Annotated in this window: 19 protein-coding genes and 1 pseudogene; 10 read left to right on the forward strand and 10 right to left on the reverse strand. The window is 52.7% G+C overall.

Translation table 11 applies throughout. The annotated features are described in order from the left end of the window. Window positions 1-1626: 1626 nt before the first annotated feature. From infB to rimP, 3 genes are read right to left on the reverse strand one after another with little or no spacing between them, the layout of a single operon-like run. The gene (gene infB / locus DBY90_RS04820; protein ID WP_107986700.1) at window positions 1627-4533 is read right to left on the reverse strand and encodes a translation initiation factor IF-2; all 2907 of its coding nucleotides are present in this window, start codon (window positions 4531-4533) and stop codon (window positions 1627-1629) included. Between the two features lie 11 nt (window positions 4534-4544). Continuing rightward, a complete protein-coding gene (gene nusA, locus DBY90_RS04825) occupies window positions 4545-6047 on the reverse strand; it encodes a transcription termination factor NusA (RefSeq protein ID WP_003777064.1) in 1503 nt (500 codons plus the stop codon). Window positions 6048-6072: 25 nt separating this feature from the next. Further along, window positions 6073-6504: a ribosome maturation factor RimP gene (gene rimP, locus DBY90_RS04830; protein ID WP_070492296.1), complete on the reverse strand. Its 432-nt coding sequence runs from the start codon at window positions 6502-6504 to the stop codon at window positions 6073-6075. 354 nt (window positions 6505-6858) lie between these two features. Between rimP and serC the strand changes: the two genes are divergently transcribed. The 4 genes from serC to DBY90_RS04850 all read left to right on the forward strand — a co-directional run bounded on the left by serC (window position 6859) and on the right by DBY90_RS04850 (window position 11494). Further along, entirely contained in the window at window positions 6859-7965 is a 1107-nt protein-coding gene (gene serC / locus DBY90_RS04835; protein WP_070492294.1) for a phosphoserine transaminase, read from the forward strand. 235 nt (window positions 7966-8200) lie between these two features. Further along, window positions 8201-8758 (forward strand): nitroreductase family protein, encoded by a 558-nt coding sequence (locus DBY90_RS04840; protein ID WP_070492292.1) that lies wholly within the window; start codon window positions 8201-8203, stop codon window positions 8756-8758. A gap of 161 nt (window positions 8759-8919) precedes the next feature. Further along, the gene (locus tag DBY90_RS04845) at window positions 8920-9696 is read left to right on the forward strand and encodes a DeoR/GlpR family DNA-binding transcription regulator (protein WP_070492290.1); all 777 of its coding nucleotides are present in this window, start codon (window positions 8920-8922) and stop codon (window positions 9694-9696) included. A gap of 109 nt (window positions 9697-9805) precedes the next feature. Then, complete coding sequence (locus tag DBY90_RS04850) at window positions 9806-11494, forward strand: glutamine--tRNA ligase/YqeY domain fusion protein (RefSeq protein ID WP_070492288.1); 1689 nt, start codon at window positions 9806-9808, stop codon at window positions 11492-11494. A gap of 327 nt (window positions 11495-11821) precedes the next feature. Here the strand turns inward: DBY90_RS04850 and DBY90_RS12735 are convergent. After that, window positions 11822-11932: pseudogene (locus DBY90_RS12735) on the reverse strand (IS5/IS1182 family transposase); the annotation flags it as partial. A 65-nt stretch (window positions 11933-11997) separates the two neighbouring features. Continuing rightward, the gene (gene secA, locus DBY90_RS04865; protein WP_070492281.1) at window positions 11998-14751 is read right to left on the reverse strand and encodes a preprotein translocase subunit SecA; all 2754 of its coding nucleotides are present in this window, start codon (window positions 14749-14751) and stop codon (window positions 11998-12000) included. Window positions 14752-14908: 157 nt separating this feature from the next. Between secA and DBY90_RS04870 the strand changes: the two genes are divergently transcribed. The 5 genes from DBY90_RS04870 to scpB all read left to right on the forward strand — a co-directional run bounded on the left by DBY90_RS04870 (window position 14909) and on the right by scpB (window position 18362). Next, window positions 14909-15331 carry a DciA family protein gene (locus DBY90_RS04870; protein WP_070492279.1) on the forward strand — a complete coding sequence of 141 codons (423 nt, stop codon included), beginning with the start codon at window positions 14909-14911 and terminating at the stop codon, window positions 15329-15331. A gap of 289 nt (window positions 15332-15620) precedes the next feature. Next, window positions 15621-16205: an azurin gene (gene azu / locus DBY90_RS04875; RefSeq protein ID WP_003741858.1), complete on the forward strand. Its 585-nt coding sequence runs from the start codon at window positions 15621-15623 to the stop codon at window positions 16203-16205. A gap of 95 nt (window positions 16206-16300) precedes the next feature. After that, window positions 16301-16810 carry a hemerythrin domain-containing protein gene (locus DBY90_RS04880; RefSeq protein ID WP_070492277.1) on the forward strand — a complete coding sequence of 170 codons (510 nt, stop codon included), beginning with the start codon at window positions 16301-16303 and terminating at the stop codon, window positions 16808-16810. Between the two features lie 119 nt (window positions 16811-16929). After that, the gene (locus tag DBY90_RS04885) at window positions 16930-17550 is read left to right on the forward strand and encodes an HI_0552 family protein (protein WP_070492273.1); all 621 of its coding nucleotides are present in this window, start codon (window positions 16930-16932) and stop codon (window positions 17548-17550) included. Between the two features lie 200 nt (window positions 17551-17750). Then, window positions 17751-18362, forward strand: a complete 612-nt coding sequence (gene scpB / locus DBY90_RS04890) for an SMC-Scp complex subunit ScpB (RefSeq protein ID WP_107986617.1) — start codon at window positions 17751-17753, stop codon at window positions 18360-18362. A gap of 456 nt (window positions 18363-18818) precedes the next feature. Here the strand turns inward: scpB and DBY90_RS04900 are convergent, their stop codons facing one another. Together DBY90_RS04900 and DBY90_RS04905 are read right to left on the reverse strand one after the other, a co-directional pair. Further along, window positions 18819-20078 (reverse strand): RsmB/NOP family class I SAM-dependent RNA methyltransferase, encoded by a 1260-nt coding sequence (locus DBY90_RS04900; RefSeq protein ID WP_070492268.1) that lies wholly within the window; start codon window positions 20076-20078, stop codon window positions 18819-18821. Between the two features lie 88 nt (window positions 20079-20166). Next, complete coding sequence (locus DBY90_RS04905) at window positions 20167-21141, reverse strand: KpsF/GutQ family sugar-phosphate isomerase (protein WP_049228416.1); 975 nt, start codon at window positions 21139-21141, stop codon at window positions 20167-20169. A gap of 135 nt (window positions 21142-21276) precedes the next feature. On the opposite strand from DBY90_RS04905, the gene tal reads away from it, so the two are divergent. Further along, window positions 21277-22332 carry a transaldolase gene (tal, locus tag DBY90_RS04910; protein ID WP_070492264.1) on the forward strand — a complete coding sequence of 352 codons (1056 nt, stop codon included), beginning with the start codon at window positions 21277-21279 and terminating at the stop codon, window positions 22330-22332. 101 nt (window positions 22333-22433) lie between these two features. On the opposite strand, the gene DBY90_RS04915 is transcribed toward tal, so the two are convergent. The 3 genes from DBY90_RS04915 to hemW all read right to left on the reverse strand — a co-directional run bounded on the left by DBY90_RS04915 (window position 22434) and on the right by hemW (window position 25085). Beyond that, window positions 22434-23264, reverse strand: a complete 831-nt coding sequence (locus tag DBY90_RS04915; RefSeq protein WP_070492261.1) for a symmetrical bis(5'-nucleosyl)-tetraphosphatase — start codon at window positions 23262-23264, stop codon at window positions 22434-22436. 79 nt (window positions 23265-23343) lie between these two features. After that, a complete protein-coding gene (locus DBY90_RS04920) occupies window positions 23344-23733 on the reverse strand; it encodes a RidA family protein (protein ID WP_070492257.1) in 390 nt (129 codons plus the stop codon). A gap of 176 nt (window positions 23734-23909) precedes the next feature. Then, complete coding sequence (gene hemW, locus DBY90_RS04925) at window positions 23910-25085, reverse strand: radical SAM family heme chaperone HemW (RefSeq protein ID WP_070492254.1); 1176 nt, start codon at window positions 25083-25085, stop codon at window positions 23910-23912. Window positions 25086-25113: the final 28 nt, after the last annotated feature.

The following is a 25113-nucleotide window of genomic DNA, read 5'->3' on the forward strand; positions in this document are numbered from 1 at the left end:
AATCGCCCAAAGTTTCGATGAACAAAAAGTCTGCCGCGTGTTGTTAGACGGAGGATTGCTGAAATACAACCACAAAAACAAAGGCTACCAACACCAGCGCAAAGGTAGCGGCTGGTTTTATGTGCTGACCCCAAATATGGAACTGGACGACTGACCGTTTGCATGGGGTTAATTCAAAACGCCCACCAAGCCCGCCATGACTGATACAGGCGGGCTTTTTTACGCCCATTACTTCAGGCAAATCATTCGATACGCCATAAAATCAACAGCAAGCCCCAAATTCTCGAAAATTAGGGCTATTCAGCCCCTACCTAATACCAATCCATACCCAAACGGCAAAACGCGCTTACAGCGCAATTACGCCCTGTTTCCGCTATGACCGACAAAGACAGACGAGAGATAAATAATTTCAAGACCAATACGCGCGCGCAATCATAAGAATACAGCCATGTTTCTTAACGTTTTTTATACCAATACGCGCGTAATAATGCAGCCCCTTGAATTTTTAGAGCCCATAAAAAGGAAAGAAGACCAAGACACGCGAAAAGATAAAACCCTATGCGCGAGACAAAATCACTTGTTACCTTTGTTACCACAAAACTTAACATTTATAACTATATGAATATCAATATAAAAATAAAGAAAAAACGGTAACAAATGAACATAAATTTACTTGTTACCGATTTGTTACCACTTGTTACCCTTTTATATTCATATAGTTACGCTTAAAAAACAGGAGTGGTAACAAACGGTAACAAGGTTAAGATATGTGTTTTGTTACCACGAAAGCCATGACTGGTAAGCCTTTCAGCCATTGGTAACAAGGTAACAAACGATTTTTGCGTTTTTTTGTGTATATACGCTTTTTTTGTGTGGGCGCATGACCGACAGAGCCGATACAAACAAAAGTCGTCCGAAAGGCAATATCGGACGGCTGGAAAAATAGAGCAAACACCAGCCCACAAGACGGCGCGTGATTGCTGGTGTTACAATCCGACCATATTTCACAGCTTGGCAGAAATACCACAAAACACCCCTGAAAAATTTTGACTTATGCAAATTTACGGTATTTTTTACGGTATTATTGATTTATTTAAAAATAAAATATATTTAAATCAACATGATATGCTTCCATTTTGAGCCCTGGCTTATTTTTTTGTCTATCGCAGTCTAACACCGTAAACTAAAACCAAGATGGACAGGGTTTTCAGACGGTGTCGGTATCTGTAAATCATATAATCCTGTCTGTTTCCGCCTAATTTAATTAACCATTTTCAGGGGTATGATTGAGGGTTTCTGAAATACCTCCAAAAATATATCCACCAATATGCCTCTGAATGTCCGCCAATAAAGTAATCACGGGTTAGAGTTGTATCTAAATGAAATCTTTTATAGTGGATTAAATTTAAACCAGTACGGCGTTGCCTCGCCTTGCCGTACTATCTGTACTGTCTGCGGCTTCGTCGCCTTGTCCTGATTTAAATTTAATCCACTATAATTTCAGAACATTGTTAGGCTTTTCAACTTAATTTGTCTTTCTTGTCTTCTGATGCGGCAGATATGGAAAAGGTCGTCTGAAAACCACTTTTCATGGTTTTCAGACGACCTTTTATTTACAACGGCAAATTACAGCGAACGGGCGACTTCGACGATGTCGAAGCATTCCAGCTGGTCGCCTTCCATAATTTCGTTGTAGCCTTTGATCATCAAGCCGCACTCGAAGCCCATGCGGACTTCTTTGACGTCGTCTTTGTAGCGTTTCAAAGAAGACAGTTCGCCGGTGTGGATGACCACGTTGTTGCGGATGAGGCGGATATGCGAATCGCGTTTGACCACGCCGTCGGTAACCATACAGCCTGCAATGTTGCCGACTTTGGATACGCTGATGACCTGACGGATTTCGACCATACCGGTAATCTGCTCTTTCTCTTCCGGCGCCAGCATGCCGCTCATGGCTGCTTTGACGTCGTCAATGGCATCATAAATGATGTTGTAGTAGCGGATTTCCACGTTTTCATTTTCGGCAAGCTTGCGCGAAGAAGCATCTGCACGCACGTTAAAGCCGATGATGAACGCGCCTGAAGCGATGGCAAGGTTGACGTCCGATTCGGTAATGCCGCCCACGCCGCTGTGCAATACGTTCACTTTCACTTCGTCGGTGGACAGTTTTTTCAGGCTGCCCGCCAGAGCTTCGTAAGAACCTTGTACGTCTGCTTTGATGATGACTGACAAGGATTGGGCTTGGTTTTCGCCCATGTTGTTGAACATATTTTCCAGCTTCGCCGCCTGCTGTTTGGCAAGGCGCACGTCGCGGTATTTGCCTTGACGGAAGAGCGCGATTTCGCGGGCTTTTTTCTCGTCCGCCAACACCATTGCATCTTCACCTGCGTTCGGTACGTCGGACAAGCCGAGGATTTCGACCGGAATAGACGGGCCTGCTTCGTTGACGGCTTTGCCGTTTTCATCAACCATCGCACGGATTTTACCGAACGCGGTACCGGCAAGCAGCATATCGCCTTTTTTCAGCGTACCGCTTTGCACCAAGAGGGTAGCGACCGCGCCGCGTCCTTTGTCCAGACGGGCTTCGACGATGATACCTTTCGCGGGCGCATCGACAGGGGCGGTCAGTTCCAAGACCTCTGCTTCAAGCAATACGGCTTCGAGCAATGCGTCGATATTGATGCCTTTTTTGGCGGATACGTCGATAAATTGCACATCGCCGCCCCATTCATCCGGCACGACTTCGTGTGCGGTCAACTCTTGGCGGATACGCTCAGGGTTGGCGGCTTCTTTATCAATCTTGTTCACAGCAACCACCATAGGCACGCCCGCTGCTTTAGCGTGGGCAATGGCTTCGATGGTTTGCGGCATCACGCCGTCGTCGGCTGCGACCACGAGAATCACGATGTCGGTTGCTTTCGCACCGCGCGCGCGCATGGCAGTAAACGCTTCGTGACCCGGAGTATCCAAGAAAGTAATCACACCGCGCGGGGTTTCAACGTGGTATGCACCGATGTGCTGGGTAATACCGCCCGCTTCGCCTTGTACCACTTTGGCGCGGCGGATGTAGTCCAGCAGCGAGGTTTTACCGTGGTCGACGTGACCCATGACGGTAACCACCGGCGGACGCGGCAATGCTTCGGCTTCGGCTGCTTCTGCGCCTTCATCCAAGAATGCTTCGGGATCGTCGGCGGCGGCAGGTTTGCCGATATGGCCAAGCTCTTCCACCACAATCAGGGCGGTGTCTTGGTCGATGGATTGGTTGATGGTCACCATCATGCCCATTTTCATCAGGGCTTTGACCACTTCCACGCCTTTGACTGCCATTTTGTGCGCCAAATCGGCAACGGTAATGGTTTCAGGAACCAAGACTTCGTGTACGACAGGCTCGGTCGGCGCTTGGAAAGCATGTTGGTTCGGCTCGAGTTTCAGCTTTTTGCCTTTCTTGCCGCCGCGTACGCGCTCATCGTCGCCGTTGCGGGCATTACGGTCGCGGCCGCCTTTACCGCCTTTACCTTTGGCGTTACGGCTTTGGTTGTCATCGTCGCGGTTGTGACGGTCTTCTTTTTTCGCACGTGCAGGGTTGGCGGCTTTGTTGTCGGCAGGTGCGGCTTTGGCTTTTTCAGCAGGTTTGCGTTGCTCACCGGCTTTGGCTTCGGCTGCGGGTTTGGCTTGTTGGTCTGCCTGTTGTTTCATGGCTTCGCGGCGCGCCTGACGCTCTTGTTTTTCTTTCAACAAGGCTTCCTGATGGGCGCGCAAAGCGGCGGCGCGGCGTGCTTCTTCGTCGCGTTGCGCTTGCTCTTCCGCGCTGACCACAGGTTGCGGAGCGGCTGGAGCAGCGGGTTTTGCTGCTTTTTTCGCATCTTTGCCTTTATTGCCTTTGTCTTGTTTAGGCTTGGTTTTGCCTTCGGCAGGTTTTTCAGACGACCTTTGAGCAGGTTTGTCTTCAGCCTGAACTGCTTGTGCAGCAGGTTCTGCCGGTTTGTCATCGGCTTTGTTTTCAACGGCTTGGACTTCGACAGTTTTTTCAGCCGCTTCAACAGGTTTCGCTTCTTCCGCTTTAGCCTTAGGCTCGGATTTAGCAGCCTTGGCAGCTTTCAGTTTCGCAGCTTCTGCTTCGGCTTTTGCGCGCGCTTCGGCACGGGCTGCGGCTTCTGCTTCAGCTTTTGCCTGTTCTTCAGCTTGGTCTTTCGCTTCTGCCTGCTCGGCTTTTTGCGCCTCAGCTACTGCTTTAGCTTTCGCTTCGGCGGCAAGCTCTTCCGGCGAAGGAATCGTTACGGCGCGGCCGCGTTTGCGTTCGACTTTGACGCCGCCGACGGTGCTGACTTCGGTTTTTTTGCGGCGGATGCTGATGGTTCCGCTGTCATTGCCGTTTTTCTTTTTCAGATAAGCGTTCAGCAGTTGCTTGTCGTCCAGCGTCAGGGAATCGCTGCCGCTGTTTTTATTGACGCCGGCTTCTTTCAGTTGTTTCAACAAATCATCGACGGGGCGTTTCAGTTCGGCGGCAAATTGTTCTACGGTTGTGTTACTCATCTGTACCCCCATTAGTTCTCTTCGGTAAACCAGTGTTCACGGGCGGCAAGAATCACTTTTTTCGCCGCTTCTTCATCTACACCGGTTATTTCAATCAGTTCGTCAACGGCAAGTTCCGCCAAATCGTCGCGTGTGGTTACGCCGGCTTCAGCCAGTTTGCGGAGCATATCGGAATCTACGCCGTCCAAATTGCGCATGTCGTCTGAAACCTCTTCCAGCTTCTCTTCGGACGCAATCGCCATGGTCAGAATCGCATCGCGGGCGCGGTTGCGCAGGGTTTCGACGATTTCCTCATCAAAGCCTTCGATGGCGAGCAATTCGGCAGCAGGAACGTAAGCGACTTCTTCCAGCGTGGCAAAACCTTCTTCAACCAAAATATCGGCGGTTTCGTCGTCGATGTTCAGATGCGCGGTGAAGAGGTCGCGGATGGCTGCGTCTTCGGCGGCGGTGCGTTCGTCCGCTTCTTCGACGGTCATGATGTTCAACTGCCAGCCTGTCAAATCGGATGCCAAGCGCACGTTTTGACCGCCGCGGCCGATAGCAAGCGCGAGCTGGTCTTCGGCAACGATTACGTCAACTGCGTGTTTGTCTTCGTCAATCACAATGCGGCTGACTTCGGCAGGAGACAGCGCGTTCATCACGAACTCGGCAGTTTCAGACGACCACAACACTACATCAATGCGCTCGCCTGCCAATTCGTTGCTGACAGCGTTCACACGGGAGCCGCGCACGCCGATACAAGTGCCTTGCGGGTCGATGCGTTGGTCGTTGGCTTTGACCGCCACTTTCGCACGTTGGCCCGGGTCGCGCGCCACTTCGCGGATTTCCAACAAGCCGTCTGCAATTTCAGGCACTTCCATTTCGTACAGCTTCGCAAGGAAATCGCCCGAGGTACGGCTGAGGATAACTTGTTTGCGGCCGGTGTTGCCGATTTCGTCCACACGCAAAAACAGCGCGCGGATACGGTCGCCGCCGCGGAAGTTTTCGCGCGGAATCATCTGTTCGCGCGGAATCAGCGCGTCCAGTTTGCCCGGAACGACTTCGACGATGATGCCGTGGCGTTCTACGCGTTTTACCGTACCGGAAACGATGTCTTCCTTAACGGCAAGAAACTCGTTCAGATTTTGCTCGCGCTCGGCATCGCGGATGCGTTGCAGGATGATTTGTTTGGCAGTTTGCGCGGCTTGGCGGCCAAAGCCTTCGTTCGGCAGCGTTTCTTCGTAGTAGTCGCCGATTTGAATGTCGGTACCCGGAATTTCTTCTTGGATTTCTTCGATGGTTTTTTCCAGGTCGGGATAGGTGTAATCCTCGTCGGCAACAATCAGCCAGCGGCGGTAAGTATGATATTCGCCGGTATCGCGGTCGATTTCGACGCGCACATCCATATGCTCGCGGTCGGCTTTTTTCTTGGCTGCGGTAGAAAGGGCGAATTCCAATGCTTGGAACACCACTTCCGCTTCAACGTTTTTCTCGCTTGCCAACGCTTCGGCAAGTTGCAACATTTCGCGACTCATTTTTGAGAATCTCCAATATCAAGTTTTAAAATTTAAATTCGGGGCGCAGGCGGGCTTTATCGATATTATCTAAGCCGATTTGCGCGGTTTTGCCGTCGAAAGAGAGCGTTACGGTATCGTTTTCACAACCCTCAATGCGGCCGATAAAATTCTTTTGTCCGTCAACCGGCAGGCGGGTTTTGATTTTTGCCTGCTGTCCTGCAAAGCGCACGAAATCGGTGGCTTTTTTCAGCGGTCGGTCAAGGCCGGGGCTGGAAATTTCCAGATTTTTATAATCGATGTCTTCCACCATAAACACGCGGCTCAAATGATTGCTGACGGTCGCGCAGTCTTCGACGGTAATACCGCCTTCTTTATCGATGAACACGCGCAGCGTGCCTTGTGCGGTCAGCTCGAAATCGACCAGTTCGTAGCCCAAACCCGGCAGGGTTTTTTCGAGAATTGTTTGAATATCCATGAATCTCCCAGAGTACATAAACAAAAAAATGGCCCGGTGGCCATTTTTCGTCGGAGTTGAAAAATTGGCTTATTATAACCGCTTTCCACTCAAAAGAAAAGCGTTGATTTATCGCGGCTTTTTTCAGACGACCTCATAGAATGAATACGTCGGATTGCATAAAGTAAAACTTAAAATTGTTGACAAAAACAGTCGTCTGAAAAATGACTGTTCAAACTTACCCCTTGATAATCATCATATTATTTTCAACAATTCTTTTTCAGACGATTCCATTTTCCTTCCATACGGCTTGCACGAAGCACGCCGTCATTCTAAAATCCAAAGCTGTTATCATCGAAACAAAAAGGCATTGCCATGTCCGCCAGCACCATCTACAACTTTTCCGCAGGCCCCGCCGTCCTGCCCGAAGCCGTACTGCGTACCGCGCAGCAAGAAATGCTCGACTACAACGGCACAGGCTTTCCCGTCATGGCGATGAGCCACCGCTCGGAAATGTTCCTCAGCATCCTCCATCACGCCGAACAAGACCTGCGTACGCTACTGAACATTCCCTCAAACTACAAAATCCTGTTCCTGCAAGGCGGCGCGACCACGCAATTCAACATGGTTGCGATGAACTTGGCGCATGGCTTCCCGTCCGCCGACGCAGTGATAACGGGCAACTGGAGCCGCATTGCTTACGAACAAATGAGCCGTCTGACCGATGCCGAAATCCGACTGGCGGCACACGGCGGCGAACAATTCGACTACACCGCCCTGCCGCCCGTCGAAACTTGGGACATAGACAAAAACTCCGCCTTCGTCCACTTCGCCATCAACGAAACCGTCAACGGCCTGCAATACCAAACCGTTCCCAAACTTTCAGACGACCTGCCGCCGCTCGTTTGCGATATGTCCAGCGAAATCCTCTCGCGCGAATTTGACGTTTCCGACTACGGGCTGATTTACGCGGGCGCACAGAAAAACATCGGCCCCGCCGGCGCGACCGTCGTCATCATCCGCGAAGACCTGCTCGACCGCTGCCCCGACAACATCCCCGACGTCTTCAACTACCGTTCGCACATCAACCGCGACGGCATGTATAACACCCCGTCAACCTACGCCATCTATATGTCAGGTTTAGTGTTCCGCTGGCTGCTGACGCAAGGCGGCGTGAAAAAAATCGAAGCCGTCAACAACATCAAAGCCCAAACGCTTTATGATGCCATCGACAACAGCGGCGGCTTCTACGTCAACCGAATCCGCCCCGACGCCCGCTCCAAAATGAACGTCGTTTTCCAAACCGCCTCAGCTGAACTCGACCGCCGCTTTGTCCTCGAAGCCGAACTGCAAGGCTTGTGCCTGCTCAAAGGCTACAAAACCGTCGGCGGTATGCGCGCCAGCATCTACAACGCCATGCCGCTCGAAGGCGTACAGGCTTTGGCAGACTTTATGAGCGATTTCCAACGGCGTTACGGCTAAGGGTTTTATTTTTATTTTTATATATAAAGGTCGTCTGAAAATTTGCTGCGCTTGTTTTCAGATGACCTTTATATTGGATGCGGCAGATTAACGGCTTCTATTTATATAGAGTAAATTTATGTAATGATGTTGGCACCTGTCGCATTGCTCTGCCTTTCAGCCGCATTTCCAAATATGGTTTTTCCATTCGCTTTGTGCTATAAAAACCGCTGTTTTAACTGGTTCGAAAGAAAAAATGGACGCTTTACACCTTCTCACCACACGTCGTTCATCCAAAAAACTGACTGCTCCCGCGCCGAACGCAGATCAACTGGAAGCAATGCTTCAAGCCGCTACGCAGGTTCCCGATCATGGCAATATGCGTCCGTTCCGATTCACCGTCATTCAAAGCGCGGAAGGATTGCAACGTTTCCGCGAAATTTTGTGCCGGACCGTTACCGAATTGAATTTTGGCGACGATGTTATGAGAAAGGCCGAGCGGGTGGGCAATATGGCTCCGATGGTTATCGGCGTAACTTTTGCGCCTAATCGCGAAGTGGCGAAGCCCAAACCCGAATGGGAACAGATGTTGAGCGCGGGCTGTGCCGCCTACGGGTTGCAGCTTGCCGCTTCCGCGCAGGGCTTCGACAACGTGTGGATTACGGGAATGTGGGTCAACAGCCCGCTCTTGCGCGAAGCATTCGGCTGTTCGGACAAAGACAAAATCATCGGGCTGATGATGATCGGCTCTTCTGTGGAAGAGGGGGGCGGTGCGAAAAATACCGATTTGGAACAATTCGTAACGACTTGGTAAACGGTTTGCAATATAAACAGGTCGTCTGAAAACCGGGATTCAGGTTTTCAGACGACCTTTGGTTTTGGCAAAAGCCAAATCGACGGCTGCCTTTTTCCGCTTTGGACAAAAGGCGTACAATCCGAATTCAAACGAACCGGAACGAATGGAAACGAATCCAGATGAAACCAAAAATACAGAGACACGAACATATCCTCACGCTCGTGCGCGAGCAGCATTTCATGACGGTCGAGCAGCTTGCGGAAGCCTTGGATGTTACCCCGCAGACCATACGCCGCGACATACAGGAATTAAGCGAAAGCGGTCAGTTGAAGCGTTACCACGGCGGCGCGTCGGTCGGCGATATTTCCGGCAGCGCGGCGCAGGGCAAGCGCAATCATTGCCAAAATGAAAAAAACGCCATCGCCCGCCTGATTGCCGCCCACATTCCCGACAATTCGTCGCTGTTTATCAGTATAGGCACGACGATGGAAGCTGTTGCCGCCGAGTTGGTCAAACAGCGCAAAAACCTGCGGATTATCACCAATAATATTTACGTCGCCTCCATCACGTCCGCGCGCACCGACTACACCGTCATCATCACCTCCGGCGTCGTGCGCCCCTTGGACGGCGGGATTACGGGCGTGGCGACGGTTGATTTTATCAATCAGTTTAAAGTCGATTATGCCGTCATGAGTACGCACGGCGTGGAAAGCGACGGCTCGCTGTTGGACTACGACTATAAAGAAGTCAGCGTCATGCAGGCGATGATGACCAATGCGCGGGTCAGGTATTTGGGCGTGGACCACAGCAAATTCAACAGCAACGCCTTGGTCAGACTGGGCGACATCGGCTCGTTTGACAAAGTATTTACTGACCGCACACCTGAAGCCGCCATGCAGAAGGTTTTGGGCGATGCCGGCGTAGAATGGCTGGTTGCCGAACCTATGCCGCTTTGAGTGCGCCACTATAACGATAGAGTCAAGTCGGGTACAATAAAGCCCTTTTCAGACGACTTCTTATAGATACGTCGTCTGAAGCCCAATCCCTTCCCAATAAAGAACCATTATGCTCAATAAAGACCAATTCGCGGACAACCATTTCATCCGCACCATCATCGAAGAAGACCTCAAAAGCGGCAAACACGAAGCCATCCAAACCCGCTTCCCGCCTGAACCCAACGGCTACCTGCACATCGGCCACGCCAAATCCATCTGCCTGAACTTCGGTTTGGCGTATATTTACGACGGCTTGTGCAACCTGCGTTTCGACGACACCAACCCCGAAAAAGAAAACGACGAATACGTCAACTCCATTAAAGAAGACGTCGAGTGGCTCGGTTTCCATTGGGCAGGCGAGCCGCGTTTCGCTTCCAACTACTTCGACCAGCTTTACGACTACGCCGTCGGTTTGATCAAAGACGGCAAGGCGTATGTCGATGATTTGACGCCCGAACAAATGCGCGAATACCGTGGTACGCTGACCGAAGCAGGCAAAAACAGCCCTTACCGTGACCGCAGTATCGAAGAAAACCTCGACCTGTTGACACGCATGAAAAACGGCGAATTCCCCGACGGCAGCAAAACCCTGCGCCTGAAAATCGACATGGCGGCAGGCAACATCAATATGCGCGACCCCGTCATCTACCGCATCCGCCGCGCCCATCACCACAACACCGGCGACAAATGGTGCATCTACCCGATGTACGACTACACACATTGCATTTCCGATGCCATCGAAGGCATCACGCATTCCTTGTGTACGCTCGAGTTTGAAGCCCACCGCCCGCTGTACGACTGGGTGTTGGACAACATCCCAGCACCGCACGCCACCCGTCCGCGCCAATACGAGTTTTCCCGTTTGGAGCTTTTGTATTCCATCACGTCCAAACGCAAGCTGAACCAACTGGTTTCAGAAGGCCACGTTTCCGGCTGGGACGACCCGCGTATGCCAACCATTTCCGGTATGCGCCGCCGCGGTTACACGCCCGAAGGCCTGCGTCTGTTTGCCAAACGCGCCGGTATTTCCAAATCTGAAAACATCGTCGATATGAGCGTATTGGAAGGTGCGATTCGCGAAGAGCTGGAAAACTCCGCTCCGCGCCTGATGGCGGTCTTGAACCCGCTCAAAGTAACACTGACCAACTTTGAAGCCGGCAAAACCCAAAGCCGCCGCGCCGCGTTCCACCCCAATCACGAAGAAATGGGCGAGCGCGAAATCCCCGTGTCCCAAACCATCTACATCGAGGCAGACGACTTTGCCGAAAATCCGCCCAAAGGCTTCAAACGCCTGACACTCGGCGGCGAAGTACGACTGCGCCACGGCTATGTGATCAAGTGCGACGAAGTCGTAAAAGATGCAGCGGGCAACGTTGTCGAACTCAAATGCAGCATCGACCACGACACCTTGGGCAAAAATCCAGAAGGTAGAAAAGTCAAAGGCGTGATTCACTGGGTTTCCGCCGAACACGCCGTCGAAATCAAAGTCCGCCTGTACGACCGCCTCTTTACCGTTGAGCGTCCCGATGCCGTGCGCGGCGAAGACGGCAACTATCTGCCGTTCACCGATTTCCTCAACCCCGAATCCGTCAAAGAAATCACCGCCTACGCCGAACCCGCAGCCAAAAACCTGCCCGCCGAAAGCCGTTGGCAGTTTGAGCGACTGGGCTATTTCGTGACCGACCGCAAAGACCATAGCCCCGAGCATCCCGTGTTCAACCGCACGGTCACGCTGAAAGATTCTTGGCAGCCCAAGTAATCTGTTTGCAACAGCCATACTGGAAGGTCGTATGAAAACTTGAAATCGGGTTTTCAGACGACCTTTTGGCTTAGGGGGCAGACCAGTTTGCCATAGGTGTTTATGGTTCCGAATGCCATCGGAGAGGCAAAGCTGCTGCGGTGGACAGTGTCTCTTTAGATGAGATGGTTGAAGTCATCTGTTCTCAGAGTGGGCGGTATGTATGGGGAAACCAGTATTCTGTTGCTTTACCTGAAATCAAGGCGGGTGATTTTTATAATGTTTGAAAGCATAAAGTCAATGGATTTATTTCTATCTGTACTGTCTGAGGTTTCATTGTTTTGTCTTGATATATAGTGGATTAAATTTAAACCAGTACGGCGTTGCCTCGCCTTGCCGTACCATCTGTACTGTCTTCGGCTTCATCGCCTTGTCCTGATTTAAATTTAATATACTATAAATTAACCTGCCAAAATGAAAAGGTCGTCTGAAAAGTTTCAGACGACCTTTTGTTTAAGCTGTCATCAGCTTAACTTGCCGTGGCATTGTTTGTATTTCAGGCCGCTGCCGCAAGGGCAGGGGGCGTTGCGGTGAACGATACGGCCTTGGGCAGCAAGTGCTTCGGGACTGAAGTCGGTTCCGTCAGGGTCGAACGCTTCGGTAACCAAATCGGTTTGTGATTGGCCGAGCAGTTCTTCCATATCGGGTGCTTCGGAGTGGATGGTTTGGATGCCGACTGGGGTGGACTCAGCAATTTCTTCTACATCGGTGTTGCGCTCGATTTGGACGGAGGTCAAGAGGGAAGCGGTTTGATGCTTGATACCGCGCCACAGGTTTTCAAACATGGCGAAGGCTTCGCGTTTGTATTCCTGTTTCGGATTTTTCTGGGCATAGCTGCGCAGGTGGATGCCTTGACGCAGGTAGTCCATGGCGGCAAGGTGTTCGCGCCATTGCAGGTCGATGACTTGCAGCATGACGTTGCGTTCGAAATCCGCCATCGGTTTTTTACCGACAAGCTCGACTTTTGCCGCGTATTCTTCTTCAACACGTTTAATCAGACGCTCTTTAATGTCCTGATTGTCTAAAGTGGTGTCTGCTTTGAGCCATGCTTGGATGTCTTCGTGCAGACGGAACTCTGCGGCAAGCTGGCTTTCGAGTGATGGGATGTCCCATTGCTCTTCCATGCTGTCGGGCGGTATGTACAAATCAACCAAATCGCTGATGACTTCTTCGCGGATTTGTTTGGTCAGGTCGCTGACGTCTTTGCTGTTGAGGATTTCGTTGCGTTGGTGGTAGATGACTTTACGTTGGTCGTTGGCAACGTCGTCGTATTCCAATACTTGTTTACGCATGTCGAAGTTGCGACCTTCGACTTTGCGTTGCGCACCTTCGATTTGACGGGTCAACATGCCGTGTTCGATAGCGACGCCGCGTTCTGGCGCAAGGCGGTTGAGGATGGCGGCGGCGCGGTCGAGCGCGAAGAGGCGCAGCAGCGGGTCTTCAAACGAGAGGTAGAAGCGGCTGGAGCCGGGGTCGCCCTGACGGCCTGCGCGTCCGCGCAATTGGTTGTCGATACGGCGGCTTTCGTGGCGTTCGGTACCGATGATGTGCAGACCGCCTGCGGCGACCACTTGGTCGTGTTCTGCCTGCCAGCCGTTTTCAAGGGCGGCGATTTGTGCGGCTTTTTCTTCGTCGCTCAGGTTTTCGTTGGACTGGATGGCTTCGATTTGATGCTTGAGGCTGCCACCGAGAACGATGTCGGTACCGCGGCCCGCCATGTTGGTCGCGACGGTAATAGCGCCGACTTTACCGGCTTGGGCGACAATCAGGGCTTCGCGTTCGTGTTCTTTAGCGTTAAGGACGTTGTGCGGTAGTCCGGCTTTTTGCAGCAGATGGGAGACCAGTTCGGAGTTTTCGATGCTGGTGGTACCGACGAGGACGGGTTGTCCGCGTTTGTGGCATTCTTCGATGTCTTTGACGACGGCTTCGAATTTTTCTTCGGAAGAACGGAAAATCTGGTCGTTGAAGTCTTTACGCTGTACAGGGCGGTTGGTCGGGATGATGACGGTTTCGAGGTTGTAGATGCTTTGGAACTCGAAAGCCTCGGTATCGGCGGTACCGGTCATGCCGGAGAGCTTGGTGTACAGGCGGAAGTAGTTTTGGAAGGTGATGGACGCGAGGGTTTGGTTTTCGCGTTTGATTTCCACGCCTTCTTTGGCTTCGACGGCTTGGTGCAGACCTTCGGACCAACGGCGGCCGGACATCAGACGGCCTGTAAATTCGTCCACGATGACGATTTCGCCGTCTTGGATGACGTAGTGTTGGTCTTTGTGGAACAACGTATGCGCGCGCAATGCTGCCATGAGGTGGTGCATCAGGGCGATGTTGGCGGCGGAGTAGAGGGAGTCGTTTTCTTGCAGCAAGCCCATTTGAATCAGGATTTGCTCGGCGTGTTCGTGACCCGCTTCGCTCAAGATGACTTGGTGTGCTTTTTCATCGACCCAGTAATCTCCTTCGCCTTCTTCGGTTTCTTGACGGATAAGGTGCGCGGGAAGGCTGTTCATGATTTGGTACAGCTGGATGTTGTCATCCGCCTGACCGGAAATAATCAGCGGGGTACGCGCCTCGTCGATCAGAATGGAGTCTACTTCGTCCACTACGGCAAAATTCAATTCGCGCTGAACTTTGTCGTATTGGTCGGTAACCATATTGTCGCGCAGGTAGTCGAAACCGAATTCGTTGTTGGTACCGTAGGTGATGTCGGCGCCGTAGGCGTTTTGACGGTCAAACGGCTGCATATCGGCGATGATGACGCCGACGGTTAAGCCGAGGAAGTTGTAGAGCGGCGCCATAATGCCCGCGTCGCGCGAGGCAAGATAGTCGTTGACGGTAACGACGTGTACGCCTTTGCCGGACAGGGCGTTGAGGTAGACGGCAAGCGTAGCGACCAAGGTTTTACCTTCACCGGTACGCATTTCGGCGATTTTGCCGTTGTGCAGCACCATACCGCCGATAAGTTGTACGTCGAAGTGGCGCATACCGAGTACGCGGCGGGACGCTTCGCGGCAGACGGCGAAGGCTTCGACCAAGATGTCGTCCAGAGTCTGTCCGTTGGCAAGACGTTGTTTGAATTCGGCTGTTTTAGCCTGTAAATCCGCATCGCTCAAGGCTTTCATTTGTTCTTCGAGTGCGTTGATTTTGGCAACGGATTTACGATATTGTTTCAGCAGTCGATCGTTGCGGCTGCCGAAGATTTTCTTAGCAATGTTTGTCAGCATGAAATAGTTCCTGCGCCTGATATAAAATAATGGCGAAACGGGGATTTTAACACAAGCCTCGCGGCAAGGCAGTCATGCCGTTTGAAATATAGGCAGTTTTACCGGATTTCAATCTTGATAATACAACCGTACACTTTGAAAAGGTCGTCTGAAACATATGAATTTGGAACAATTAGGCAAACGGGATACGCGGTTGGCGGGATTGTTGCAGCAGTCGCAACAATGGCGCAGGCTGGATGCGGCAGTCAAACGCATCCTTCCGGCAAACCTGCATCCGCACTTTCAAACCGCCTGCATCGAAGAGGGCAGGCTGGTGTTGCTGGCGGCAAACGGTATGGCTGCCTCGCGTCTGAAAATGATATTGCCCGCGCTTGTGCCGCAGCTTCAGGAGTTGAATGCAGGTATTCAAGATGTAGCGGTCAAAGTCGTACCGAAGTCGCCTGCGCAACCCAAAGTCAACAGCCTGCATTTGAGCGGGGCGGCGTTGGAGAGTTTTGATGCGGCGGCGGCAAAATTGGAAGACAAACATCCTGAATTGGCTGCCGCGCTGGCGGAGTTGGTGCGCAAACACAGCCGCTGATTGGGAATAGTTGCGAGGTTTGTTAATTAGAGTTAAAAATATTTCGTCTGACTGATAAGGTCTAATACTAAAGAAATACGACATAAAAAGTAGTCATTCTTAATTGTGTAAACTGAGGTAAAAAAGCCGCCGAGCTTTGGATTTGTTTGATTTCTTGTAGCAGAATACAGCTTCATTTCTATCCTTCTTCCGCTTGCAAATATCAAAACCGATATTGGTTTATTAATATATTCGCAGGTTTTATTTTGTGGAACTTAACATATTCTCACCATATCATTAGGAGATAAACATGAAAGCTTATTTGGCTCTGATTTCTGCTGCCGTTATCGGCTTGTCCGCTTGTTCGCAAGAAGCCTCAAAACCTGCCGAACCCGCTGCTCAGACTGCACCTGCTGCTTCTGAAGCTGCACCAGCCCCTGCAGAAAGCGCGCCGCCTGCCGACGCACCGGCTTCCGAAGCAGCATCTACGGCTGCCGCACCTGCTGCAGGCAACTGCGCGGTTACCGTCGAATCCAACGACAATATGCAGTTCAACACTAAAGACATCCAAGTCAGCAAAGCTTGTAAAGAATTCACCATCACTCTGAAACACACCGGTACCCAGCCTAAATCAGGTATGGGTCACAATATCGTGATTTCCAAAGCGGAAGACATGGACGGCATATTGAAAGACGGCGCTGCCGCCGGTGCCGATGCCGATTATGTAAAAGCCGGTGATGCCCGTGTCGTCGGTCATACCAAATTGATTGGCGGCGGTGAAGAGACTTCTGTAACCGTTGATCCTGCCAAACTGGCGGACGGCAGCTACAAATTCTACTGCTCATTCCCCGGACACGGTGCTTTGATGAATGGTACCGTTACCTTGGTGAACTAATCCGCCTTAAGCGTCGGAATACAGACAGCCTGCTTTATGCAGGCTGTTTTGTTATAAAATGGTCGTCTGAAAAGTACACCATTGAGAACACAACCATGAATCCGTTTGAGACTAAAAGCGTTACCTTTGCCGAACCGATTGAAATGCTGTATGCCTGCCACGGCAAAGTGCGCCGTTTCTGCGTCCAGGTCGCCATGTTGTCGGACTATATCGCCGAAAACGGCTGCAATCAGATTGTTTTGCAAACCATTCGCCAAATCGCCCAGTATTTCAACGTCGCCGCGCCGCTGCACCATGAAGACGAAGAAGAAAACTTCTTCCCGCTCCTGCTGCAATACGCGCCGCAAGCCCAAGAAAGTGTGAACGAGCTTTTGCGCCAGCATGTGAGCCTGCATGGCAACTGGGATGCCGTGGCTGCCGAATTTGCCAAACTCGAAGCAGACAACGCCTATATCCCCGATACGGAAGCGTTCAAACGCTTTGTGGCAGGTTACGATGTGCATCTGGCGATTGAAGAACCTTTGTTCGACATGGGCAAAACGTTTATCCCCAAAGAGAAACTGACCGAAATCGGCGAAATCATGGAGGCGCGTCGGCGCAGATAAGGTCGTTTACAGATTGCCGTTTCTTCAAACAAGGGTCGTCTGAAAACTTGAAAACAGAGTTTCAGACGACCCCAGTATCCCCCGTAACACAACCACGTCGTCTGAAAAGGAAGCAAACCATGCTGACGCCAAAAAGCTGCGATTTGTTCAATATCCCGTTTTTCCAGTTTGCCCAGCTCAAAAAATACCAGCCAGAGAGCATTCCGCAAATCAAAGCCGACTACAAGGAAAACTGGCAGATATGGCAGCAGCTAATACAGCAGGTCGCCGCAGATTTGGGCGAACCTTTCGCCCCGCCGCATATCGAACGCTGGTGTAACGGCTGGCAGGTCCGCGCCCATTTCTTCGCCTACTTCAAATACGCCCAATACAAAAATTCCGCCGCGATTTTATCGATTTTATTGAACCGCCGCCGCCTGAGCGTCAGCTTGGACTGGCACTGTTACAAAGCCGATGTGTCGCCGATTGCGCTGCCGGAATACAACCGCTGGCTGGATGATTTCGATACCGAGAAATACGCCGCATTCGATATGTGGCACGGCGCGGAAAGCGAATATGACGACTACCGCACCGTCGCACAGCAAAGCGAATCTGACCGAAGGTTGCAAAACGACGAAGACTTTTTCTGCATCGGCAAACACATCGAACGCGACGATTTAGGCAAGCAGGATGTAGCAAAATGGATAGTCGAAACGGTGGAAGATTTGCTGCCGCTTTATGAAGCCTGTCATGGGGCATAAAGACGGTTTCTGTCCGAATGTGCCGCAGGTTAAAATAGGAAAAACACACATCGTCAATCCCGCGCAGATGGGAGGCTGAAACAGGTACTTCATTTAAATTTGACCTGTCAAACCTATCCTGCTGTTTCCGTTTTTCAGACGACTGCCAAGTGCTTAAAGGTCGTCTGAAAACTTGTTATGTCGAACAACAATCTTAAATCATGATCGAAAAACTCCCTCCCGACGCGCTCATCGAAGCCGCGCTTTTGACCCAAACCGAACCCCTAAACGAAAAATCCATGCGCGAATTGTGTGTGCCGCCGCTGTCGCAGGACAAATTAATCGACGTGTTGGCGCAGTTGAAAACGCGTTGGCAGGGCAGGGCGTTGCAACTGGTGCATACGCACGAGGGCTGGCGGTTTCAGATTGCTCAGGCGGCATTCGAGCGGCTGGGCAGCCTTCAGGAGCAGCGTGCGCCGCGCTATTCCCGCGCCGTGATGGAAACGCTGGCGATTATTGCCTACCAGCAGCCGGTGACGCGAGGCGACATTGAGGGCATACGCGGCGTGGCGGTGTCGCAGAACGTGATGCAGACTTTGCAGGACAGGGGCTGGATTGAAGTGATCGGGCATCGTGATTCGGTCGGGCGGCCTGCATTGTGGGCGACGACGGAAACATTTTTGAGCGATTTGCAGTTGGACAGTTTGGAAGAACTGCCGCCATTGACCGAGTTGGGTGAATTGGTGTTGCCCGATTTGGTGGAAACGCCGCCGACAGGCGATGAGAAAGGGCCTGCGGAAGAGTCTGAAAATTCGGGCAGGTTGGTCAACTGAATTGGGAGGGGTCGTCTGAAAGGGTTTTCAGACGACCTTTCGTGTCTTGGGCGCTGCTTTGCCATTTGCAGGTCGGGCATGAATGCCGACCTGAGGTATTGGTTTTAATACGAGATCCGTCGTCAGCCGTCATTCCCGTGCAGGCGGGAATCCATTTTTGAAATTCAGGAACTGTTCTTCAAATCAAGGTTTATCAAGCTTTACGATGGATTCCCGCCTGCGCGGGAATGACGGAATTGCATGACATGCTGCATTCAAAGTTAAGTATGTTTGCGATAGCCGAAAAATGTAGTTTAGGTTTTCCCGTGAAAAACTTGATTGTCCGATTCTAAATTTGATTGGCTGATTTGCGGGCAAAGTTCAAGCTACGGCTCGGCTGAATTGAGAAAGGTCGTCTGAAAACCCGAATCCGGTTTTTCAGACGACCTTTTATGTGTTGACGCCTTGTTTGAACATTTATTCCTTGCGTTGCAAAACGGCGGCGAAGAATCCGTCGGTTTGGTGTTTTGCCGAATCGAGGCGCAGGTACTTGCCGGTGTTCAAATCGATTTTCAAACCGGCGAGCAGGTCGGCGCAGTCGAGGAGTTCGTATTCCGGGTGTTCTTCCAAAAAGCGTTCGACCTGCATTTCGTTTTCTTCGGGCAACACGCTGCAAGTGGCGTAAACCAGCCTGCCTTGCGGTTTGACCAGTTTGGCGGCGGCATCGAGGATGCTGTGTTGCTGTTCCAAAAGTTTGGCGACGGTTTCGGGCGACTGGCGGTATTTGAGGTCGGGATTGCGGCGCAACGTGCCTAAACCTGAGCAGGGGGCATCGACCAAAACGCGGTCGGCTTTGCCGGTCAGGCGGGCGATGCGGCTGTCGTGTTCGCTGCTGATGCGTTCGGGGTGGATGTTGGTCAGTCCGGCGCGGGTCATGCGGGGCTTGAGGTTGGCAAGGCGTTTTTCGGCGATGTCGAAGGCGTAGATTCTGCCTTTGTTTACCATTTGCGCGCCGACGGCGAGGGTTTTGCCGCCTGCGCCTGCGCAGAAATCGACGATGATTTCGCCGCGTTTGGCACCAACAAGCAGGGCGAGGAGCTGGCTGCCTTCGTCTTGGACTTCAAGCGTGCCGTCTAAAAACAATTCGTGTTTGTTGAGGGCGATTTTGTTTTTCAGGCGGATGCCCCAAGGGGAATAGGGCGTGGCTTCTGCATCGGGGCTTTCGGCTTGAAGCAGGGGCAGCACTTTGTCGCGTCTGCCTTTGAGCGTGTTGACGCGGATGTCGAGCGGCGCGGCTTGGTTGATGCTGCGGCCGAAGGCGAGGATTTCTTCCTCGTTAAAATGTTTTTGCAGTTGCTCCACCAGCCATTGCGGCAATTCGGCGGCGGTATGGAGGTCGTCTGAAAATTCGGTTTTGCGCGCTTTAAGGCCGCTGAGGAACTCGGTTTCTTCTTCGTCGAGCAGGTCTTTGATTTGGCTGATGTTGGTGCTTCTGCCGAGGACGAGTGCGGCAAGCGCGGCTTTGCGCGGCTGGGCATGAGGGCGGCGCAGGGCGGCACTGATTTTTTGATAATGGCGCAGGGTGGCGAAGGCGGTTTCGGCGATTTCGTGGCGGTCTTGTCTGCCGAGTTTTTTGTGTTCGCGGAAGTAGCCGGACAAAACGGCATCGGCAGGCTGTTTGAAAGTCAGCATTTCAGCGAGAACTTTGGCGGTATGGTCGAGTTGGATCGGGGTCATGGTGGGTTCGCAATCGGGGGAAAGGCTTGGATTATACTGGAAAGGTCGTCTGAAAACCTTGAATCGGGTTTCAGACGACCTGCTCGGACTACACAATCCGCGCCATCAGTAAATCGTGCATATTCAGCGCGCCGGTCAGCACGCCGTCGGCGTCGGTTACCAAAAGCCCGTTGACATGGTTTGCCTGCATGACTTTCAGGGCTTCGGTGGCGAGGCGTTCGGCGGGAATGGTTTTTGGGGAAGGGTGCATGATTTCATCGACGGTCAGCCCGTCAAAGCGGTCGCGCTGTTGGAACAGGCGGCGCAAATCGCCGTCGGTGAACACGCCTTTCAGACGACCTTGATTGTCCGTTACCGCGAGCATACCCAAACCTTTTTCGCTCATGCTGACGATGGCTTCTTTTAAGGGCGTACCGAGTCGGACGGCGGGTAGGGCGTCGTCTTTGTGCATAATGTCTGCCACGCGTAAAAGCAGGCGTTTGCCGAGGCTGCCGGCAGGGTGGCTCAGGGCGAAATCGTCGGGCGTGAACGCGCGTGCACGCAGCAGGACGACCGCCAACGCATCGCCCAAAGCCATGACGGCGGTGGTACTGGTGGTCGGGGCAAGTCCCAGCGGGCAGGCTTCTTTGGAAACCGACGCCGTGATGTGAATGTCGGCATGGCGCGCCATGGTCGAGTCGGGGCGGGCGGTGATGCAGATGAGGGTGATGTTTTTGCGTTTGAGTGCGGGGATGATGGCGGCGATTTCGTCGCTTTCGCCGGAATTGGAAATCGCGACGACGACGTCGTTATCCACAATCATGCCCAAGTCGCCGTGCGCCGCTTCCGCAGGATGGACGAAAAACGCGGGTGTACCCGTTGAAGCCATGGTCGCCGCTATTTTGCGCCCGATATGTCCCGATTTGCCCATGCCTGTGATGACGACCCTGCCTTTGCAGTGCAACAGCGCGTCTGCCGCAAGGACGAAGTTTTCGTCCAACTCCGCCGCAATTTCGCGCAAGCCTTCCGCTTCGGTGTACAACACTTCGCGCGCCCAATCGAGATATTGACCGTTTCCTGCCATAAATGAATGCCTTTTTGTGTTCGTTTTATATCGTTTTGGACATTGTTAAATGCCCTAATAATCTATCCAAATTTTCCGAATAGGGGTAGCATTACCGCCTGCTTCGCAAATAACCTATATTTAAAGGAATCAGAGATGACTATTTTATCGGACGTTAAAGCATTAGGACAACAAATCTGGCTGGACAACCTTTCCCGCTCGCTCGTACAAAGCGGCGAATTGGCGCAAATGCTGAAACAAGGCGTGTGCGGCGTAACTTCCAATCCCGCTATCTTCCAAAAAGCCTTTGCCGGCGACGCGCTTTACGCTAATGAAGTCGCCGCCCTCAAGCAGCAAGACCTCAGCCCCAAACAACGCTACGAAACTATGGCGATTGCCGACGTACAGGCAGCCTGCGACGTTTGCCTTGCCGAACACGAATCCACCGGCGGCAAAACCGGTTTCGTCAGCCTCGAAGTTTCCCCCGAGCTTGCCAAAGACGCGCAAGGCACGGTAGAAGAAGCCCGCCGCCTCCATGCCGCCATCGCGCGTAAAAACGCCATGATTAAAGTTCCCGCCACCGACGCAGGTATCGAAGCACTCGAAACCCTCATCGCCGACGGCATCAGCGTGAACCTGACCCTGCTGTTCTCACGCGCCCAAACCCTTAAAGCCTACGTAGCCTACGCGCGCGGCATTGCCAAACGTTTGGCAGCCGGACAAAGCGTTGCCCATATCCAAGCCGTCGCCAGCTTCTTCATCTCCCGTGTGGACGGCGCGCTGGACGCAACGCTGCCCGACCACCTCAAAGGCAAAATCGCCATCGCCCTTGCCAAAGCCGCCTACCAAGACTGGGCGCAATACTTCGGCAGCACCGAATTTGCCGCGCTGGAAGCCAAAGGCGCAAACCGCGTGCAGCTCTTGTGGGCATCCACAGGTGTCAAAAACCCCGCCTATCCCGACACGCTCTACGTTGACAGCCTGATCGGCGCGCACACCGTCAACACCGTCCCCGACGCCACCCTCAAAGCCTTCATCGACCACGGCACAGCCAAAGCCACGCTGACCGAAGGCGTGGACGAAGCACAAGCGCAGCTTGCCGAAACCGCTGCGCTCGGCATAGACGTAGAAACCCTCGCCAACCGTTTGCAGGAAGACGGTTTGAAACAGTTTGAAGAAGCCTTCGACAAACTGCTCGCCCCGCTGGCTTGATGGTCAAACCGCAGGTAAGGCTTGCGGTTTGCAGATATAAAAGGTCGTCTGAAAACCTGAATCTCGGTTTTTCAGACGACCTTTTTCATTTTTATGGCTTCTTATTTCAAAGCCGTTTTCCAGTCCAATCCCCCCAGGGAAGGGACTTGGGTAATGCTGTGGTCGGCAAGGTTGATGGCGGTCAGTTCGCCGCCCCAAAGTGCGCCGGTGTCGAGGGAGAGGATGTTATCGGTGTTCATAAAGCCCAGCGACGACCAGTGTCCGAAGACGATGGTGTGGCTGAGGTTTTGCCTGTTTGGGGCTTTGAACCAAGGGCGCAGGTTTGTGGGCATTTTTTTGAGGGTGGATTTGTAGTCGTAGTCGAGTTCGTTTTTCAGCGTCAGCGCACGCATTCGGGTGAAGACGTTGACAATCATGCGCAGGCGGTCGTAGCCGGTCAGCTCGTCGCTCCATTCGGCGGGTTTGTTGCCATACATTTTGGAGAAAAACTTTTTGTATTTTTTGCCGCGCAGCTCGGCTTCGGTTTCACTGGCGAGCAGTTCGGCGCGGGCGATGGTCCATTGGGGCAGGATGCCGGCGTGAACCATAACATGGCGCACGCCTTTGATCAGCAGGGGTTGGAAACGCAGCCAGTCGAGCATTTTTTTGCTGTCGGGGTGGGTGAGGATGGGTGTGATGGTGTCGCTTCGCTTGACCGTGCCTTCGCCGTAGCCGACGGCGAGCAGGTGCAGGTCGTGGTTGCCGAGAACCATACGGACGCTGCTTTCGTGTTCCATGCAGAATTGGAGGACTTCGAGGGATTTGGGGCCGCGGTTGACGATGTCGCCGACGAGCCAGAGGGTGTCTGTGCCGTGGTTGAAGTTGATTTTGTCGAGCAGAAGGGTGAATTCGTCGAAGCAGCCTTGAATATCGCCGATTGCGTAGTGTGCCATTGTTGTTATTGTCCGATTGTGTGTGGTGTTTCAGACGACCTTTGGCTTGTGGGAGGTCGTCTGAAATGGGTTGCGTGTCTTATGCGTTCAGTACCAGCACGGCTTCGGCTTCGACCTGCACGCCTTTGGGCAGGGCGGCGACACCGACGGCGGCGCGGGCGGGGAAGGGTTCTTGGATGAACTCTGCCATAACTTCGTTGAAAACGGCGAAGTCGGCGAGGTCGGTCAGGTAGGCGTTGAGTTTGACGATGTCGCCCAGCGTGCCGCCTGCGGCTTCGGCAACGGCTTGCAGGTTTTTAAAGACCTGGCGGGCTTCGGCGCGGAAGTCGCCATTGCCGACAACGGTCATGGTGGTGGGATCGAGAGGGATTTGCCCGCTCATGTAAACGGTGTCGCCCGCGCGCACGGCCTGGCTGTATGCGCCGATGGCGGCGGGGGCTTTGTCGGTGTGGATGATGGTTTTGGACATGATTTTCTCCTGTTGTCTGGGTCGTCTGAAAGTGGGGGCTTCGATAAAAACGGTGTCGATTATCGTATAAAACCGAGTGATTGTGTAGGGTATTGACGTTTTCAGACGGCCTGATAAAGCGGCAGCCCGAAGATGTTTCAGTTTGGCGCGTCAAGGCCGTCTGAAAAAGTGGGTGGCTATAAAAAGCATTGCAACAAATCGTTTAAAAACAACCGTCCCTGCTCGGTCGGGCGGAATACGGTCGGGTTGGTTTCCAGCAGACCTTTTTGCCTTGCCGTTTCGATTTGCGCCATGATTTTGGCGGCGGGTACGCCCGTGCGTTCCTGCAACATCGCGGCGGGTACGCCGTCGGTCAGGCGCAGGGCGTTCATCATGAATTCGAACGGCAAATCTTCGGCGGCAACGATTTTGCGTTCAACGGCAACACTTGGCTGACTTTGCATTAGGGCAAGGTAGTCGTTGGGATGGCGGCGGCGGACGGTGCGCTCGATGCGGTCGGGGTAGGAGATTTTTCCGTGCGCCCCAGCGCCTATGCCCAAATAATCGCCGAACTGCCAGTAGTTCAAATTGTGGCGGCACTGCATGGCAGGTTTCGCAAAAGCCGATGTTTCGTAGTGGATAAAACCTGCGTCTTCCAGCGTGCCGTGTACCGCGTCTTCGATGTCGAGAGCCGCTTCGTCTTGCGGCAAACCTTTCGGCGGCGTGTGGCCGAACGGCGTGTTCGGCTCCATCGTCAGATGATACGCGCTGATGTGGGTCGCGCCCGTAGTGATGGCGGTTTGTACGTCGTTTAAGGCCGTCTGAACGGTCTGGTTCGGCAGGGCATACATCAAGTCGATATTGACTTTATCAAATAATTTCAAGGCGGTAGCTATGGCGGTTAAGGCTTCTTTGCCGTTGTGGACGCGCCCCAGTCGCGCAAGCATATCGTCGTTGAAACTCTGCACGCCAATAGAAAGCCGCGTAATGCCTGCGTCTTTAAATCCTTGAAACTTCTCGATTTCAAACGTGCCCGGATTGGCTTCCAACGTAATTTCCGCTTCCGGCTGCAAGCGCAACAGCGAGCGCACGCCGCTTAACAAACGGTCAATCGATTCCGCCTGAAACAGGCTGGGCGTACCGCCGCCGAAAAATATCGTCTCCACCGGCCTGCCCCAAATATTGGGCAATTCAAGCTGCAAGTCGGTCAGCAGCGCGTCGATGTAGGCGGCTTCGGGCAGCCCGTTTTTCAGGCTGTGGGAATTGAAGTCGCAATACGGGCATTTTTTGATGCACCACGGGATGTGGATGTAGAGCGACAGGGGCGGCAAGGCTGTGAGTTGTCCGGCTTGGGGGAAGGTGATTTGGGTCATGGTGTGTTTTGGGGATTGAGGTTGTCTG

Origin of the sequence: Neisseria mucosa, assembly GCF_003044445.1 — a bacterium.
In the GTDB taxonomy this organism is placed as follows: Bacteria; Pseudomonadota; Gammaproteobacteria; order Burkholderiales; family Neisseriaceae; genus Neisseria; species Neisseria mucosa_A.